This is a genomic window from Enterobacter huaxiensis, from assembly GCF_003594935.2.
GTDB classification, from domain to species: Bacteria; Pseudomonadota; Gammaproteobacteria; order Enterobacterales; family Enterobacteriaceae; genus Enterobacter; species Enterobacter huaxiensis.
Genome location: NZ_CP043342.1, coordinates 1,378,556 through 1,393,501, shown reverse-complemented (window position 1 = coordinate 1,393,501; position 14,946 = coordinate 1,378,556). Strand labels below are relative to the sequence as shown.

Below are 14,946 nucleotides of genomic sequence, written 5' to 3'. Positions count from 1 at the left end.
CGTTTTCTACAAGGAAATCATCATGCTCCACCCGCGAGCCAGAACCATGCTGGTGTTGGCAATCCCGGCCTTGATTATTGGCGTTGCCTCAAGCCTGGTGCTCATCGTCGTCATGAAAATTGCGTCGGTTCTCCAGACGATGTTGTGGACAGCACTCCCGGCCACCCTGGGCGTCAGTATGGATTCTCCCGCATGGATTATTTTCATGCTGACGCTGACCGGTATCGCGGTGGGTCTGGTGATTCGCTTTAGCCCCGGCCACGCGGGGCCTGACCCGGCACAGGAACCCTTGATCGGTGCGCCTGTTTCGCCTTCGGCGCTGCCGGGGCTGATCATCGCGCTGATTATCGGCCTCGCGGGCGGCGTTAGCCTCGGGCCAGAGCACCCCATCATGTCCGTTAACATCGCGCTGGCGGTTTTTCTCGGCGCGCGCGTTTTTCCTCGCGTGGGCGCGCTGGACTGGACCATTCTGGCATCAGCAGGCACCATCGGCGCGCTGTTTGGTACCCCCGTGGCTGCTGCGCTGATTTTTTCTCAGACGCTCAGCAGCAATAACGACGTCCCGCTCTGGGACAAACTGTTTGCGCCACTGATGGCCGCCGCCGCGGGTGCGCTTACCACCAGCATGTTCTTCCATCCCCATTTCTCGCTCTCCCTCCCCCATTATGGTCAGATGCAGATCGCCGATATTTTCAGCGGTGCGATCGTGGTTGCCATCGCCATTGCGCTGGGGATGGTGGCGGTCTGGTGCCTTCCCCGCCTGCATCGGCTGATGCACAGACTGAAGCATCCTGTGCTCATTCTGGGCGTCGGCGGCTTTGTGCTGGGCACGCTGGGGGCGATCGGCGGAACGGTAACTCTCTTTAAGGGTCTGGACGAGATGCAGCAGCTGGCCTTCAGCCAGGTCTTTAGCGTCTCTGATTATCTGCTGTTTGCGGTGATAAAACTGGCGGCGCTGGTGGTGGCAGCAGCCTGCGGTTTTCGCGGCGGGCGCATCTTCCCGGCGGTATTTGTCGGCGTTGCGCTGGGGCTGATGCTGCACGAGCATGTTGATGCCGTACCGGCGGCGATCACCGTTTCGTGCTCCATTCTGGGGCTGGTGCTGGTGGTAACGCGTGATGCGTGGCTGAGCCTGTTTATGGCCGCCGTGGTCGTTCCTGACACCACGCTGCTCCCGCTGTTGTGTATTGTGATGTTGCCCGCCTGGCTCCTGCTGGCGGGCAAACCGATGATGATGGCCTGGCGTAACGACAAATGATCAGGCGTTATTTCGCGCTTCCAGCGCCCTGGTGATGGCGCCCAGCAGCGGCGGGATGTCCGCTTTCGGCAACATCACTTCGATCAGTGATAGCCGCTCGTGGTGCGCGACTTTTTCCAGCACGTCCGCGAGCTGCTCCGCTTCACTGACTCGATAACACTCGGCCTGAGGATCCAGGCTGAGCGCCTGCGGGATCTGCGTCCAGTTCCACAGCGCAATATCGTTATACCGCTGCTCCGGCCCGTGGATTGCCCTCTCAACCGTATACCCCTCGTTGTTCAGCACCAGAATAACCGGGCGCTGCTTATCGCGCAGCATGGAGCCCATCTCCTGAATGGTCAGCTGCGCCGCGCCGTCTCCCGTCAACACAATGACGCGTCGGTTTGGGCACGCCGTTTGCGCGCCAAAGGCCGCAGCAAGCGTGTAGCCAATCGATCCCCACAGCGGCTGAACGATGAAATTCACCTCCGCCGGCAGGCGAAGGTCGATTGCGCCGAAGGCAGAGGTGCCCTGATCGGCCAGAATAATGTCGCCGGGGCGAATGAAGGTTTGTAGCGTGCTCCAGAAGCTCTCCTGTGTAAGCGAGCCGCCCTCAGTCGGCCACGCGATATCGTTGTTGACGAATGGCGCGGGGCTGTCGTGCACATGCTCTTTGCACAGCTCTGCCAGGGTCTCAATGGCCTGGATCATCGGGATACCCGTGAACCAGACGTCGCCCACGCGGGAAGCGTGAGGCTGCACTTCTATCGTCTGCGCCGCGGTGAGCTGGTGCGTAAACCCGGCGGTTAGCGTATCGGTAAAACGCGTCCCGATGCACAGCACCGTGTCGGCCCCTTCAATCGCCTCTTTAACCGGTGCAGCACTCGCGGAGCCGCTGTACGTCCCGTAAAAGCCGGCCTGACGCTCGTCAAAAATCCCTTTGCCCATCAGCATGGTGGCGTGCGCCATCGGCACTTCTTTCACCCATTTCTGCAGCGCGGGCTTCAGCCCGTGGCGCAGCACCAGGAAATCAGCAAGCAGCGCCGTTCGTTGAGCCATCGCAAGGCGGACCCGGGCGGCGTCACGAAACGCCTTCAGGCAGGCGTTATCCGCGTCAGCAGGCTGCAGCGTGAGAGCGTTTACAGGCGGCGTGGCGGCTTTTTTTGCCACGTCAGCAGGCACCATCAGGTAGCCTGGACGACGTTCCCGCAGCATGGTGGTGAGCACCCGATCGATTTCATAGCAGGCATTTTGCTCGGTCAATATTGCCTGTGCCGCGGTGATCGGCTCACTCATATGGTAAAAATGACGGAACTCGCCGTCGCCAAGCGTATGGTGAAGTAACTCCCCTCGCTGCTGTGACGCCATGCCCGGCGCGCCCACAATATGTAACACCGGAACGTGCTCTGCAAAGCTCCCCGCGATGCCGTTCATGGCGCTGAGTTCACCCACGCCAAATGTGGTCAGCAGCGCGGCAAAGCCCTTGCAGCGGGCGTAACCGTCAGCGGCGTAAGACGCGTTTAGCTCGTTGGCACAGCCGACCCAGCAGATATCCGGGCTGTCTATCACGTGATCGAGAAACTGCAGGTTATAGTCGCCCGGCACGCCAAACAGGTGGTCTGCACCACAATCGGTAAGGCGGTCCAGCAGGTAATCGGCGACGCAGTATGGGGTACGCATTACAGGTATCCTTCTTATGTTGATCTCACCTTGAGTATTAAAGAAGCGTGATGGCTGTCCAGAAACGGCGCTAAGAAGGGTCTGGAAAGAATGCTTTACGAAATAGCGTGCGCTATTCTCCTTTTCATTGCGTGAGTGTAAACGTATACACTCATTTTTCCTTTCAGCGCCAGAGGTCTCAAGAATGGGTTATCAGCCTGACAAAAATCGTTATCAGACAATGCAGTACCGTCGCTGTGGTGAGAGCGGCCTCAAATTACCTGCCATCTCTCTTGGGCTATGGCATAACTTCGGCGACGCCACGCTTATTGAAAATAGCCGTCAACTTTTACAGCGCGCGTTCGATGTGGGCATTACGCATTTCGACCTTGCCAATAACTACGGTCCGCCTCCGGGCTCTGCCGAACGCAATTTTGGCCGTATTTTGCAGGAGGATTTTCTGCCCTGGCGCGATGAGCTGATTATCTCCACCAAGGCGGGGTACACCATGTGGGACGGTCCGTACGGAGATTGGGGTTCGCGTAAATTTCTGATATCAAGTCTGGATCAGAGCCTGAAGCGTATGGGACTGGAGTATGTGGACATTTTCTATCATCACCGTCCAGACCCGGAAACCCCGCTGCTGGAGACGATGAAAGCGCTTGACCACGCGGTACGTCAGGGTAAGGCCCTTTACGTTGGGTTATCCAACTACCCTGCTGAGATGGCGCGTGCGGCGATTGAGATCCTTAACGACCTCGGTACGCCATGCCTGATCCACCAGCCGAAGTATTCCATGTTCGAGCGTGCGCCCGAAGAGGGTTTGCTGGACGTGCTGCACCAGACGGGCGTGGGGTGTATTCCCTTCTCGCCTCTCGCCGGTGGCCAGCTGACTAACCGTTACCTGAACGGCATTCCTGCGGATTCCCGCGCGGCCAGCGGCAGCAAGTTCCTGAATCCCGATCAGCTCACGGAAGAGAAGCTCGAAAAAGTGCGCAGGCTGAACGCCCTGGCAGAGCGCCGTGGTCAGAAACTGTCGCAGATGGCGCTGGCCTGGATTTTACGCCACGATACCGTCACCTCGGTGCTGATTGGTGCCAGTAAAACTGCGCAAATTGATGACGCCGTGGGCATGCTGGCGAATTGCCATTTCAATAATGACGAACTGGCAACGATCGAAAGTATTCTGTCTGGCTCAAATTAAAATCACTTTTAGCAAAAAATGCTCTCCTTCATGATTTCGGAGTTGAGGCGATGAAACGAATGTTTACCAAATCGTAAAATTGCGTTAACAGGTCGCACAGCGGCCCCGATCGTGAAGGAGAAGAGTATGTTCAGGTCACTGATTCTTGCAGCGGTATTACTGGCTTCGGCCCCGCTGGTCGCCAATGCTGGCGAAATCACCCTGTTGCCATCGATAAAATTACAAATTGGCGATCGCGACAATTACGGTAACTACTGGGACGGCGGCGGCTGGCGCGACCGTGACTACTGGCACCGCAACTACGAGTGGCGTAAAAACCGCTGGTGGAAGCATGACAACGGCTATCACCGTGGCTGGGATAAGCGTAAAGCTTATGAACGCGGCTACCGCGAGGGCTGGAACGATCGTGACGACCGCCGTGGCGGCTGGGGTCACGGACACGGTAAAGGCCGCGGACACGGCCATCACCACTAACAACAAGAAAGGAGCCTCCCGGCTCCTTTCTTTTTTATAATCCCATGGCCGTACCTATCAATAACCACAGGTTTAAGGCGACGACCACCACCACAATCGCCCATCCCGCGCGCTTCACCAGCGTCGAGTTAACGAGATCGCCCATCAACGATTTGTTGCTGGTGAATACCAGCAGCGGCACCAGCGCAAGCGCAATACCGAAACTCAGCAGCACCTGGCTCATGACCAGAATGCGCGTTGGGTCCAGCCCCATCAGAATCACGATGAACGACGGCAGCATGGTGACGGAGCGACGCACCCAGAGCGGAATATGGAAACGTACGAATCCCTGCATCACGACCTGCCCTGCCAGCGTCCCGACAACGGTGGAAGAAAGACCCGCTGCCACCAGGCTCAGGCCGAATATCGTGGCAGCGGCATGGCTGAGCAGGGGTTCGAGCGTCAGGTAGGCCTGGTCAAGATCGGCAATGCCCGTGTGTCCGTTAAAGTGGAAAGCGGCGGCGGCGGTCGCCATCATCGCCAGGTTCACAAACCCGGCAATCGTCATCGCGATGCCGACATCCCATTTCGTGGCTGAATACCGCTCTTTCCGCGATCCGCCGTGCAAATGCTGGGTTAACGAAGAGTGCAGGTAAATAACGTGCGGCATAATGGTTGCACCCAGCACCCCGGCGGCGAGGAATACCGCTTCGGATGTTGGCAGGCTTGGGATCGCCATACCTTTACCGAGCTGCACCAGGTTCGGCTGGGAGAAAATCAGCTCAACAATATAGGCGGCGGCGACAAACAGCAGCAGGCCACCGATAACTCTTTCCAGCGGCTTTTGCCCGCGGCGCTGCAGCATCAGGATCAGGAAGGTGGCAATCCCGGTCAACACCGCGCCCTGCAATAAGGACACGCCGAGGATCAGCTTAAACCCAATCGCCGCGCCGATAAATTCCGCGAGATCGGTCGCCATCGCAATAATTTCGGCCTGCACCCAGTACAGCCAGACAGCCGGGCGAGGATAGTGATCGCGGATTTGCTCGGCCAGGTTTTTCCCCGTGGCAATCCCCAGCTTGGCAGAAAGCATTTGGATCAGCATCGCCATCAGGTTAGCCCAGACGACTACCCACAGCAGCTTATAGCCGAAGCTGGCCCCGGCCTGAATATTGGTCGCAAAATTACCCGGATCGATATAGCCAATGGCAGCAATGAACGCAGGTCCCATTAATGCGAACCGCAGCTTGCGCGCTGCTCTGCCACTGCTACCCTCTACGCGACTGTTTGTCATTATCTGCCTCTGGAAATATAGCCTTTGCTATGTTTAATGCTATCAAAATGAGAATGATTATCAAGATCATTTAGATGGTTTACGGTGATTTCTCTGATAGCTACGAACAATAGGTGGGCAGGGGGTGCGACATCACAGAATGTGAAAATGCGCAGTCATTTGTGAAGCGTAGCACACAAACTTAACTTTTCACTCATTTACCTAACATAACAAAAATGTATTGTTGATCACTATTTTTGAGACTCGTCACAGGATGTAACTATAGTGTGGCCTTGATCTCGTTTTCTTTGCGCTTGTTACATAGAATGTGCACGGAAATTAAACCTGCCTCATATTTGGAGCAAATATGGACCGCGTCCTTCATTTTGTCCTGGCACTTGTTGTCGTTACTGCACTTGCACTGTTGGTCAGCACAGACCGCAAAAAAATTCGTATTCGCTATGTTGTTCAACTGCTGGTCATTGAAGTTTTACTTGCGTGGTTCTTCCTGAACTCCAACGTAGGCCTTGGCTTCGTGAAAGGCTTTTCCGAGATGTTCGAGAAACTGCTCGGGTTCGCTAACGAAGGCACAAACTTCGTCTTTGGCAGCATGAACGATCAGGGCCTGGCCTTCTTCTTCCTGAAAGTGCTTTGCCCTATCGTCTTCATCTCTGCGCTGATCGGTATTCTCCAGCACATCCGCGTCCTGCCGGTGGTTATCCGCGCAATCGGCTTCCTGCTGTCTAAAGTCAACGGCATGGGCAAACTGGAATCTTTCAACGCCGTGAGCTCCCTGATCCTGGGTCAGTCTGAGAACTTCATCGCGTACAAAGATATCCTCGGAAAAATGTCCCGTAACCGCATGTACACCATGGCGGCAACCGCAATGTCGACCGTTTCCATGTCTATTGTGGGCGCGTACATGACCATGCTGGAACCGAAATTTGTTGTTGCGGCACTGGTTCTGAACATGTTCAGCACCTTTATCGTCCTGTCGATTATCAACCCTTACCGCGTTGACGCCAGCGAAGAGAACATTCAGATGTCAAACCTGCACGAAGGACAGAGCTTCTTCGAAATGCTGGGCGAGTACATTCTGGCGGGCTTCAAGGTTGCCATCATTGTTGCCGCCATGCTGATTGGTTTTATCGCGCTGATCGCCGCACTGAACGCCCTGTTCGCAGCCGTTCTGGGCATCTCCTTCCAGGGTATTCTGGGCTACATCTTCTACCCAATTGCTTGGGTGATGGGTGTTCCGGCTCACGAAGCGCTGCAGGTTGGCAGTATTATGGCGACCAAACTGGTGTCTAACGAATTCGTGGCGATGATGGATCTGCAGAAGATTGCCAGCACGCTCTCTCCGCGCGCGGAAGGCATCCTGTCCGTGTTCCTGGTCTCCTTCGCGAACTTCTCGTCCATCGGTATTATCGCCGGTGCGATTAAAGGTCTGAACGAAGAACAGGGTAACGTGGTTTCTCGCTTCGGCCTGAAGCTGGTATACGGCTCTACGCTGGTGAGCGTACTGTCTGCTTCTATCGCAGCACTGGTACTGTAATCCGAACGGTGAAATGAAAACCGGAAGCCTCGGCTTCCGGTTTTTTTATGCCCGTAATTCCGCTAACGGCGTGGGTTTGCCTATCAAATAGCCTTGCAGATAGTCGACACCGAAACGCAGCAGCATGTCGCGCTGCTCGGGGGTTTCCACAAATTCAGCCACCACCGAGAGTGACTTTGTTTTTGCCAGGTTGCAAATCGACTGCACTATCATCGCGTCCATGCTGTCGGTACAAATATCCTTCACGAAGCAACCATCAATCTTGATGATGTCTGCCTCCAGGCGCTTGAGGCGCTCGTAATTCGCGTACCCTGTACCAAAGTCATCAATGGCAATGCGGAAACCGTAGTCTCTCAGCTGCTGGATATTGTTGATGCTGCTCCCGGAGTTAGAAAACGCCTGTTCCTCGGTCACTTCAATCACCACTGTCTGCGGCGCAACGCCATAACGCTCGAAAAGCGCGACGATCTCCGCGGCAACGTCATTTTGCATTAAGGTCATCGGCATCAGATTGACGGAAAAACGGGTGCCATCCTGTGTGGCAGGATGCGCGCGTAGCCACATCAAGAGATTCTCGACCACCTGCAGGTCAAAGCGGTGGCTCATGTTGAACTGGGCAATCAGCGGAATGAAGCGATCGGGCGTAATAATCTCTCCATCACTTTCCATGCGCGCGAGAATTTCATAATACCCTTTACCCTGCGCATTCCGGATAGGCTGGGCATACAGATGTAGCCCCCCCTCATCTAGCGCACGTTTAATACGTGCCAGCATGAGTACTCTGTCCGTTGTTTGCCCGGAGACATCCTCAACGCTGTTGGTCAAGGCCAGGACATTATGCGCCGCACACGACTGCTCAGACAGCCAGCTGAGCTGCCCCAGCATGTGGTGTAGATTTTCACCGCTCCCCATTTCGCCCCAGGATGCGCCGAATTCAATATCCAGCCCGGTGTTGTTCCAGTAAATTTTACGGCTATTGAGCCGATCAACCATATGCTGCAAGCGCTCCGCCGTTCCCGGCCCCAGCAGCACCAGCACCAGTTCACTCCCTGGCAGCTGGAAGAGGGTCTCATCTTTTTGCAATAACGGCTGCAGTGAGGCCGTAATAATCCGCTTGCAGTGCACCCTCATCAGAATGCCGTAATGGCGGCTCAGGAACTCCAGGTTGTCCATCCGCAAACAGCATATTTTGGCGTCGGGATGATTCAGCAGAAAATCTTCCAGGGCACGAATATTAGGTAATCCCGTCAGAGGATCCGTGAGTGCAATCTCCTGCCAGCCCCGCTTCATACGCTCGCTTCGCTGGTAGATCCGCGACATGTAAAGCAGGCAGATTGCGAAGGAGATCAGTACGGACAGGATAAAGGAGAGCGAATGTCCCGACTCGACGCCGTTGAGAAAGTTATAGTTATAGTTCAACAGCAGGAGTGCGGAAGCCGCCCACAGCAAGGAAATGAGAGCGTAGCTCAGGCGACTGATGCCCAGTGTAAAAAGAATAAAAATAACCGGCATCAGATATCCGGCAATTATAGGTGATTCGAGTGGCGTACATAAGATTGCGATAATTGACACTAAAAGCATTAGCCAGATGACTATAAATAATGACTTTTTGTGGAAAAATATGGGCTTTACGCTCCGCCGCCAGAAGGTCCTGGCATAGCGGGGATTAATAATCATTCTTAATGGATAATAGAACATCATGGTGAAAATCAACGCCGCGCAGATCAGGCTTTGAATATCGACGACGTTGTAAATCGCCGTTCCTTCACCGAAGAAGTTAGAAATAGTGACAGGAAAGTGGAATAAATATCCTGCGAGGTACATGGATATTTTGATGCCGACAGGCACCATGAAACCAAGCCAGAAAATCCTAATCCCGATGTACCTGTTGGGCACGCCGTAGCGCCAGCGCTTGCCAAGCATCAGACGGACTGCGCCACATGCGGCGAAGACAGAAAACGTCTGACAAAATAAGAGAACCGCATATTGTAGTGGAGCTAAATCAATGAGGAATATATTAGTAATGGTAAAACTTAACAGTACGGGAATAATTGCCTTACGACCGAACAACAAAATGACCGCTAACATAACGCTTAACGGTAACCATGCTAAATATACTTCATGGCCATTTACGATAGCGCGCGGAGAGAGGTAACGGGAAAAAGGCACCGCTATCAGGCAAAGCGCCAGCGCAATCATAAATATCTTTACGTTATTGTAAGTTTTTCTTTTCATTAAGCTGAAGAATCTATTTTACCATCCTAATCATTGACCGGATGGATAATAGGTTTATTAATTGCACGAATCAAGTTCAAGTCTATTTATAGACTCGTTTATTGATTTGGGTTGAGGTGGGGTATAGAAAATACCCTTTGTTGCAACAAAAACCGTTGAAGTGATTTACAAAGGCATAAAAAAACCCCCGTCTTTCGACGAGGGTTTAAATTTTGGTGGAGCTAAGCGGGATCGAACCGCTGACCTCCTGCATGCCATGCAGGCGCTCTCCCAGCTGAGCTATAGCCCCACATGATACTTTACTACCGCACTCTGTTGGGTTCAGAGTTTGGTGGAGCTAAGCGGGATCGAACCGCTGACCTCCTGCATGCCATGCAGGCGCTCTCCCAGCTGAGCTATAGCCCCATCGTAAAGCTGTCATGTTGACGGGCGGCATAATATGAATTCCGCCGCTGAGTGTCAACGGCAAAATCAACCCTGGCCACTCAACCGTCGAAAAATCATGCAAATGAATCGCTTTGCGAGCCTGCTCGCAGTCAGGAGTTAAGCTTGTCACGTTTTCGAGTAAAACGGTGCTATAAGATGAACCACTAATTAACCACACAGACACTCAGGAAATTGCATGATCAAGGAACGAATGACGCCAGAAGAGCTCGCCCTGCTCACTGGCTATAGCCGACAGACCATCAATAAATGGGTACGTAAAGAAGGCTGGATTACGTCGCCAAAACCAGGGGTTCAGGGTGGTAAGGCGCGTCTGGTACATGTGAACGAGAAAGTGCGAGAGTTTATTCGTAGCGCGTGCCGGGCATCGGAGACGGCAGAAATGCCAGAACGTGCCTGCCATGACGGCTCACTGCATACTTTACTTCTGACGCTGGCCAACGAAATGACGCCGGAAGAGCAAAAGCAGATGACTTCGCTGTTACTGCGGGAAGGGATTACCGGATTATTGCAACGTTTAGGGATTCGCGATCAGAACTGATATGAAAAGATTACGCAGCAAAATGACCACGGAAGAGCTGGCTGACAGTCTGGGCGTCGCCAGGCAAACCGTAAATCGCTGGATACGCCAGAAGGGATGGAAAACGGAAGGTATCAACGGCGTTAAGGGCGGAAGAGCCCGGGTGATCCATATTGATGCACGCGTGAAGGAACATATTATTAGCCTTCCCGCCATTCGTCATCGACAGGCGATTTACCAGGTGGCAGAAACGCCCTCTCTCTATGAGGTACCGGCATCCTCTACCCTCCTCCCTCAGATAATCGACTCGCTGGAAAACATGACGCAGGTTGAGCAGGAGCGCCTTCACATCTTGCTGAAGCGCGAGGGTATACAAGGTTTTCTGACGCGTCTCGGCATTGCAGAATGATGCGCATAAAAAACGGCAGGTTACCCTGCCGTTTTTATTCGTTGCCGTTTAATTATTGCTGGCTTTCACGCGCGGCAATAAAATCCAGCGCCTTGTTGATACGCGCCACGCTACGTGATTTACCGATAGCATGAACGGTAACATCCAGCCCCGGGGACTGGCCGGCACCGGTAACCGCGACGCGCAGCGGCATACCCACTTTGCCCATGCCGACTTCCAGCTCATCGGCTGTCGCCTGAATCGCATGATGCACGTTCTCTGCGGTCCAGTCGGTCAGAGCTGCAAGCTTGTCACGCACCACTTCCAGCGGCTGGCGCGCAACCGGACGCAGGTGTTTTTTGGCTGCGTCAGCGTCGAATTCGTCAAACTCTTCATAGAAGTAGCGGCAATTTTCAGCGATCTCTTTCAGCGTTTTGCAACGCTCGCCGAGCAGTTTTACCAGTTCCGCCAGCTCAGGTCCGGTACGAGTATCAATGTTTGCCTGCTCGATATGCCACTGCAGGTAGGTCGCCACATACTCCGGCTGCATGGTGTTGATGTAGTGATGGTTCAACCACAGCAGTTTGTCGGTATTGAACGCGCTGGCTGATTTGCTCACAGAGCTGAGCGCGAACAGGTCGATCATCTCTTCGCGGCTGAAGATCTCCTGGTCACCGTGGGCCCAGCCCAGACGCACCAGATAGTTCAGCAGCGCTTCCGGCAGGTAGCCGTCGTCACGGTACTGCATAACGCTCACCGCGCCATGACGTTTAGACAGTTTTTTACCGTCATCACCGTTGATCATGGAAACGTGCGCATAGACCGGCACCGGCGCGTTCAGCGCTTTCAGGATGTTGATTTGACGCGGGGTGTTGTTGATATGGTCTTCACCACGAATAACGTGAGTGATTTCCATATCCCAGTCGTCAACCACAACGCAGAAGTTATAGGTTGGGGAACCGTCGGTACGGCGGATGATCAGATCGTCCAGCTCCTGGTTGCTGAATTCGATCGGGCCGCGGATCTGGTCGTCGAAGATAACAGAGCCATCCTGCGGGTTAGCAAAACGGACAACGCAAGGTTCATCGGCGGCGTGCTCGCTGTGGTCATGGCGGCAACGGCCGTCGTAACGCGGCTTTTCACCGTTTGCCATCTGCTCTTCGCGCAGCGCATCCAGACGCTCTTTAGAGCAATAGCATTTATAGGCCGTACCCGCGACCAGCATTTCATCGATCACGGCGTTATAGCGGTCAAAACGTTTAGTCTGGAAGTACGGGCCTTCGTCCCACTCCAGGTTCAGCCAGTTCATACCATCCATAATGGCTTCGATTGCTTCCGGCGTGGAGCGCTCAAGATCGGTGTCTTCAATACGCAGCACGAACTCACCTTTGTTGTGGCGTGCAAAAAGCCAGGAATAGAGAGCAGTACGTGCACCACCGACGTGCAAATAGCCTGTCGGGCTCGGCGCGAAGCGAGTTTTGATTTTCATGAAATGGCCTTACGTTATAAAGATGCCGGCAATCGGCAAATCCTGGGGGAAAAACAATGGGCAATATTCTATCACTGTGAGGCGATTCCTCAATGTTGTTCCCTGAATCGGGCCAGAGTTTACGGTTTTTGTTTAGAAATCATGCGTCACCGCCCGTTTCGCGATCGTTTTGTCTAATTTTACGACGAACGGATAAAAACTTTAGAAAAGGCGTTGACTCATTTTCAACTCTCCCTATAATGCGACTCCACACAGCGGGGGTGATTAGCTCAGTTGGTAGAGCATCTCCTTTACACGGAGGGGGTCGGCGGTTCGAGCCCGTCATCACCCACCATCTACTTCGGTAGACTCGCAGTGTAGATAAGAATTGAGAATGGGCGATTAGCTCAGTTGGTAGAGCATCTCCTTTACACGGAGGGGGTCGGCGGTTCGAGCCCGTCATCGCCCACCATTCTCACCTTATCGCAGCAGTTCCGAAATGGGCGATTAGCTCAGTTGGTAGAGCATCTCCTTTACACGGAGGGGGTCGGCGGTTCGAGCCCGTCATCGCCCACCATTTCGGGTCGTTAGCTCAGTTGGTAGAGCAGTTGACTTTTAATCAATTGGTCGCAGGTTCGAATCCTGCACGACCCACCAATGTAAAAAAGCGCCCTAAAGGCGCTTTTTTGCTATCTGTTGTTCTTCAGCCTAAAACGGATTGCCTGATGGCGCTGCGCTCACCAGGCCGACAAAACCTCACCCTCCCACTAACGTGTTCACCTATTTTTTCACTGCCGGCGTCGCCTGCTTCTGGTCGAACACCACGTACAAATGTGCCGGTACACGCTCCTGTAGCGGACGGAATACCACGCCCGGCCACTGCATCTGTGCGTAGCTGTTTGCTGCCAGCATAATGCCCATCCCCATGCAGACCATCGCCAGCACTGTCTGCAGCTCACAGCCCAGCAGTTTGAAGGTACGAATGGCATCGGTCATGACGTTCATTCCACGGCCTTCATAGAAGTGACCGCGCCCTTTCATGCACACTACAGGCACACCGGCAAGATGGCCCAGGATCAGCTCACCCGCGTGGCCATTGGAGCGGGCGGGTGACCTCCAATACACTTTTCCCGGCCGGGCGATACACGTTGACTATTGATGGAGCCTGAGCCCACTCAAGCTATCCTTTTTCATGCCGATATCTGTTATTTATGGCGAAAAAGGAACGCAATATGACGACCCTCAAACCGGTGTCGATGTTAGCAATGGAAATTGGCAGCGCTGATAACAGCTCTGGCGGCAATGACATCGCTTCCCGGATCAACCAGCTGACCAGACAGATAACCAAAGTCACCGAGCAGTTAAAAGAGGTGGCGACCGGCGATGGCTCGCCAGAAGAGATACAAAAGCAGGAGGAGCTACTCCAGTCACAGCTGGCGATGCTGCAGGCACAGCTGGCTCAGCTACAGCGCCAGCAGGCAGAAGAAGCCATGCCGGTGCAGGGAAACGCGCAGGCCGTGCAAGAAGGCGTCAACAAGCCGTCAGCCGATCATCAGATTGATGTTTATATCTGATTGTCTGCCGCGCTAAACAGCGGATCGCGCGTGCGGGCCTCCATTAACCGGTGCGCCTGCATGCGCACCACCTCCCAGCAGGCATTTGCTGCCCCGGAAAGCGAGCGGTTTTTACGCCGAACCAGCATCAGCTGGCGCTCAATACAGGGAACAAAACGCTTCACCGTTAAGCGGCTTCCCTGCGGCAGAGGTAACGCCAGCGCCGGGAGCACGCTGATACCAATGCCCGCTTGAACCATGGGAAACAGCGTCGCCGGGTGTCCAATCTCCTGCACAATCGTCGCCCGAACCCCCATCTCGATCAGGGCTGCGTCAATCAACGGACGGCTACCTGAGGCGTAGTCCTGCAGCACCAGGTTTGCCCCCTCAAGAGCGTGCCAGTCCACCTGCGGAAGCATTGCCAGCGGATCGTCATCGCGACAAAGCAGCAGAAACGGCTCTGAAAGCACAACCTCGCACTCAAGATCGCTCACTGGACCGGGATCGATAACGATCCCAAAATCCACATCCCCCTGACGGATACTCTCCAGCACCCACTGCTGGGGCCTGTCATGCAGGACAAAATCAATATCCGGGTAGCGTTGATTGCTCTCGGCAATGCACTGCGGGATAAGATGCGCGGAGATCGTCTGGCTCGCCGCCACCCGTACGGTACCGGAAAGCTGTTGCCCGAGTCGCCCCACGTCCCTGAGCGTGCTGTTTAGCTCATCAAGAAGCCTCTCTAGACGCGTCGCCAGCTGCTGCCCCGCCTCGGTAAGAACCACTTCGCGGGTAGTCCGGTCGAGCAGTTTTACCCCCGTTTGGGTTTCGAGCTCCTTAACGCTGTGACTCACAGCGGACTGGCTCAGGCCGATCCGCTCCCCTGCCCGGCTAAAGCTGCGGACCTGTGCGACGGTGACAAATACGCGAAGCTGACGTAGGGAATAATTCATCTGT

General features: G+C 54.4%; 12 protein-coding genes, 6 tRNA genes and 1 pseudogene. 11 read left to right on the top strand and 8 right to left on the bottom strand.

The window, feature by feature from the left end:
- Positions 1–22: 22 nt before the first annotated feature.
- Positions 23–1,258, top strand: a complete 1,236-nt coding sequence (locus D5067_RS06755; RefSeq protein WP_119937361.1) for an ion channel protein — start codon at positions 23–25, stop codon at positions 1,256–1,258.
- Here the strand turns inward: D5067_RS06755 and ipdC are convergent, their stop codons facing one another.
- Positions 1,259–2,917: an indolepyruvate decarboxylase gene (ipdC, locus tag D5067_RS06750; protein ID WP_119937362.1), complete on the bottom strand. Its 1,659-nt coding sequence runs from the start codon at positions 2,915–2,917 to the stop codon at positions 1,259–1,261. It abuts the gene before it with no gap.
- Between the two features lie 184 nt (positions 2,918–3,101).
- On the opposite strand from ipdC, the gene mgrA reads away from it, so the two are divergent.
- Both mgrA and ypeC read left to right on the top strand, forming a co-directional pair.
- Positions 3,102–4,100 (top strand): L-glyceraldehyde 3-phosphate reductase, encoded by a 999-nt coding sequence (gene mgrA / locus D5067_RS06745; RefSeq protein ID WP_119937363.1) that lies wholly within the window; start codon positions 3,102–3,104, stop codon positions 4,098–4,100.
- 126 nt (positions 4,101–4,226) lie between these two features.
- The gene (gene ypeC / locus D5067_RS06740) at positions 4,227–4,574 is read left to right on the top strand and encodes a DUF2502 domain-containing protein YpeC (protein ID WP_119937364.1); all 348 of its coding nucleotides are present in this window, start codon (positions 4,227–4,229) and stop codon (positions 4,572–4,574) included.
- Between the two features lie 34 nt (positions 4,575–4,608).
- On the opposite strand, the gene D5067_RS06735 is transcribed toward ypeC, so the two are convergent.
- Positions 4,609–5,847, bottom strand: a complete 1,239-nt coding sequence (locus D5067_RS06735) for an Nramp family divalent metal transporter (protein ID WP_119937365.1) — start codon at positions 5,845–5,847, stop codon at positions 4,609–4,611.
- A gap of 346 nt (positions 5,848–6,193) precedes the next feature.
- Between D5067_RS06735 and nupC the strand changes: the two genes are divergently transcribed.
- On the top strand, positions 6,194–7,381 hold the full coding sequence (nupC, locus tag D5067_RS06730; protein WP_119937366.1) for a nucleoside permease NupC: 1,188 nt from the start codon (positions 6,194–6,196) through the stop codon (positions 7,379–7,381).
- 45 nt (positions 7,382–7,426) lie between these two features.
- Here the strand turns inward: nupC and D5067_RS06725 are convergent, their stop codons facing one another.
- From D5067_RS06725 to D5067_RS06715, 3 genes are all read right to left on the bottom strand, one after another.
- On the bottom strand, positions 7,427–9,616 hold the full coding sequence (locus D5067_RS06725) for a sensor domain-containing phosphodiesterase (RefSeq protein WP_119937367.1): 2,190 nt from the start codon (positions 9,614–9,616) through the stop codon (positions 7,427–7,429).
- Positions 9,617–9,829: 213 nt separating this feature from the next.
- Positions 9,830–9,905: transfer RNA gene (locus D5067_RS06720), tRNA-Ala, on the bottom strand.
- 40 nt (positions 9,906–9,945) lie between these two features.
- Positions 9,946–10,021: transfer RNA gene (locus tag D5067_RS06715), tRNA-Ala, on the bottom strand.
- Between the two features lie 217 nt (positions 10,022–10,238).
- Between D5067_RS06715 and D5067_RS06710 the strand changes: the two genes are divergently transcribed.
- On the top strand, positions 10,239–10,601 hold the full coding sequence (locus D5067_RS06710) for a YfeC-like transcriptional regulator (protein WP_119937368.1): 363 nt from the start codon (positions 10,239–10,241) through the stop codon (positions 10,599–10,601).
- Between the two features lies 1 nt (position 10,602).
- On the top strand, positions 10,603–10,989 hold the full coding sequence (locus D5067_RS06705) for a YfeC-like transcriptional regulator (protein WP_119937369.1): 387 nt from the start codon (positions 10,603–10,605) through the stop codon (positions 10,987–10,989).
- 52 nt (positions 10,990–11,041) lie between these two features.
- On the opposite strand, the gene gltX is transcribed toward D5067_RS06705, so the two are convergent.
- A complete protein-coding gene (gene gltX, locus D5067_RS06700) occupies positions 11,042–12,457 on the bottom strand; it encodes a glutamate--tRNA ligase (protein WP_119937370.1) in 1,416 nt (471 codons plus the stop codon).
- 258 nt (positions 12,458–12,715) lie between these two features.
- On the opposite strand from gltX, the gene D5067_RS06695 reads away from it, so the two are divergent.
- The 4 genes from D5067_RS06695 to D5067_RS06680 all read left to right on the top strand — a co-directional run bounded on the left by D5067_RS06695 (position 12,716) and on the right by D5067_RS06680 (position 13,093).
- Positions 12,716–12,791, top strand: a tRNA-Val gene (locus tag D5067_RS06695).
- 41 nt (positions 12,792–12,832) lie between these two features.
- Positions 12,833–12,908 (top strand) — tRNA-Val (locus D5067_RS06690).
- A gap of 29 nt (positions 12,909–12,937) precedes the next feature.
- Positions 12,938–13,013 (top strand) — tRNA-Val (locus tag D5067_RS06685).
- Positions 13,014–13,017: 4 nt separating this feature from the next.
- Positions 13,018–13,093 (top strand) — tRNA-Lys (locus D5067_RS06680).
- A 123-nt stretch (positions 13,094–13,216) separates the two neighbouring features.
- On the opposite strand, the pseudogene D5067_RS06675 reads toward D5067_RS06680, so the two are convergent.
- A pseudogene (locus tag D5067_RS06675) lies at positions 13,217–13,534 on the bottom strand (hypothetical protein); the annotation flags it as partial.
- 134 nt (positions 13,535–13,668) lie between these two features.
- Here D5067_RS06675 and D5067_RS06670 point away from each other — a divergent pair.
- Positions 13,669–14,010 (top strand): FlxA-like family protein, encoded by a 342-nt coding sequence (locus D5067_RS06670; protein ID WP_119937372.1) that lies wholly within the window; start codon positions 13,669–13,671, stop codon positions 14,008–14,010.
- Here D5067_RS06670 and D5067_RS06665 read toward each other — a convergent pair.
- Positions 14,001–14,942 (bottom strand): LysR family transcriptional regulator, encoded by a 942-nt coding sequence (locus tag D5067_RS06665; RefSeq protein WP_119937373.1) that lies wholly within the window; start codon positions 14,940–14,942, stop codon positions 14,001–14,003. The two genes, D5067_RS06670 and D5067_RS06665, sit on opposite strands and share 10 nt — an antisense overlap.
- Positions 14,943–14,946 lie beyond the last annotated feature (4 nt).

What these genes read in the sequence shown, in the direction of transcription:
- D5067_RS06755 (WP_119937361.1), top strand. Translation starts at nt 23, where the DNA reads ATGCTCCACCCGCGAGCCAGAACCATGCTGGTGTTGGCAATCCCGGCC.
- ipdC (WP_119937362.1), bottom strand. Translation starts at nt 2,917, where the DNA reads ATGCGTACCCCATACTGCGTCGCCGATTACCTGCTGGACCGCCTTACC.
- mgrA (WP_119937363.1), top strand. Translation starts at nt 3,102, where the DNA reads ATGGGTTATCAGCCTGACAAAAATCGTTATCAGACAATGCAGTACCGT.
- ypeC (WP_119937364.1), top strand. Translation starts at nt 4,227, where the DNA reads ATGTTCAGGTCACTGATTCTTGCAGCGGTATTACTGGCTTCGGCCCCG.
- D5067_RS06735 (WP_119937365.1), bottom strand. Translation starts at nt 5,847, where the DNA reads ATGACAAACAGTCGCGTAGAGGGTAGCAGTGGCAGAGCAGCGCGCAAG.
- nupC (WP_119937366.1), top strand. Translation starts at nt 6,194, where the DNA reads ATGGACCGCGTCCTTCATTTTGTCCTGGCACTTGTTGTCGTTACTGCA.
- D5067_RS06725 (WP_119937367.1), bottom strand. Translation starts at nt 9,616, where the DNA reads ATGAAAAGAAAAACTTACAATAACGTAAAGATATTTATGATTGCGCTG.
- D5067_RS06710 (WP_119937368.1), top strand. Translation starts at nt 10,239, where the DNA reads ATGATCAAGGAACGAATGACGCCAGAAGAGCTCGCCCTGCTCACTGGC.
- D5067_RS06705 (WP_119937369.1), top strand. Translation starts at nt 10,603, where the DNA reads ATGAAAAGATTACGCAGCAAAATGACCACGGAAGAGCTGGCTGACAGT.
- gltX (WP_119937370.1), bottom strand. Translation starts at nt 12,457, where the DNA reads ATGAAAATCAAAACTCGCTTCGCGCCGAGCCCGACAGGCTATTTGCAC.
- D5067_RS06670 (WP_119937372.1), top strand. Translation starts at nt 13,669, where the DNA reads ATGACGACCCTCAAACCGGTGTCGATGTTAGCAATGGAAATTGGCAGC.
- D5067_RS06665 (WP_119937373.1), bottom strand. Translation starts at nt 14,942, where the DNA reads ATGAATTATTCCCTACGTCAGCTTCGCGTATTTGTCACCGTCGCACAG.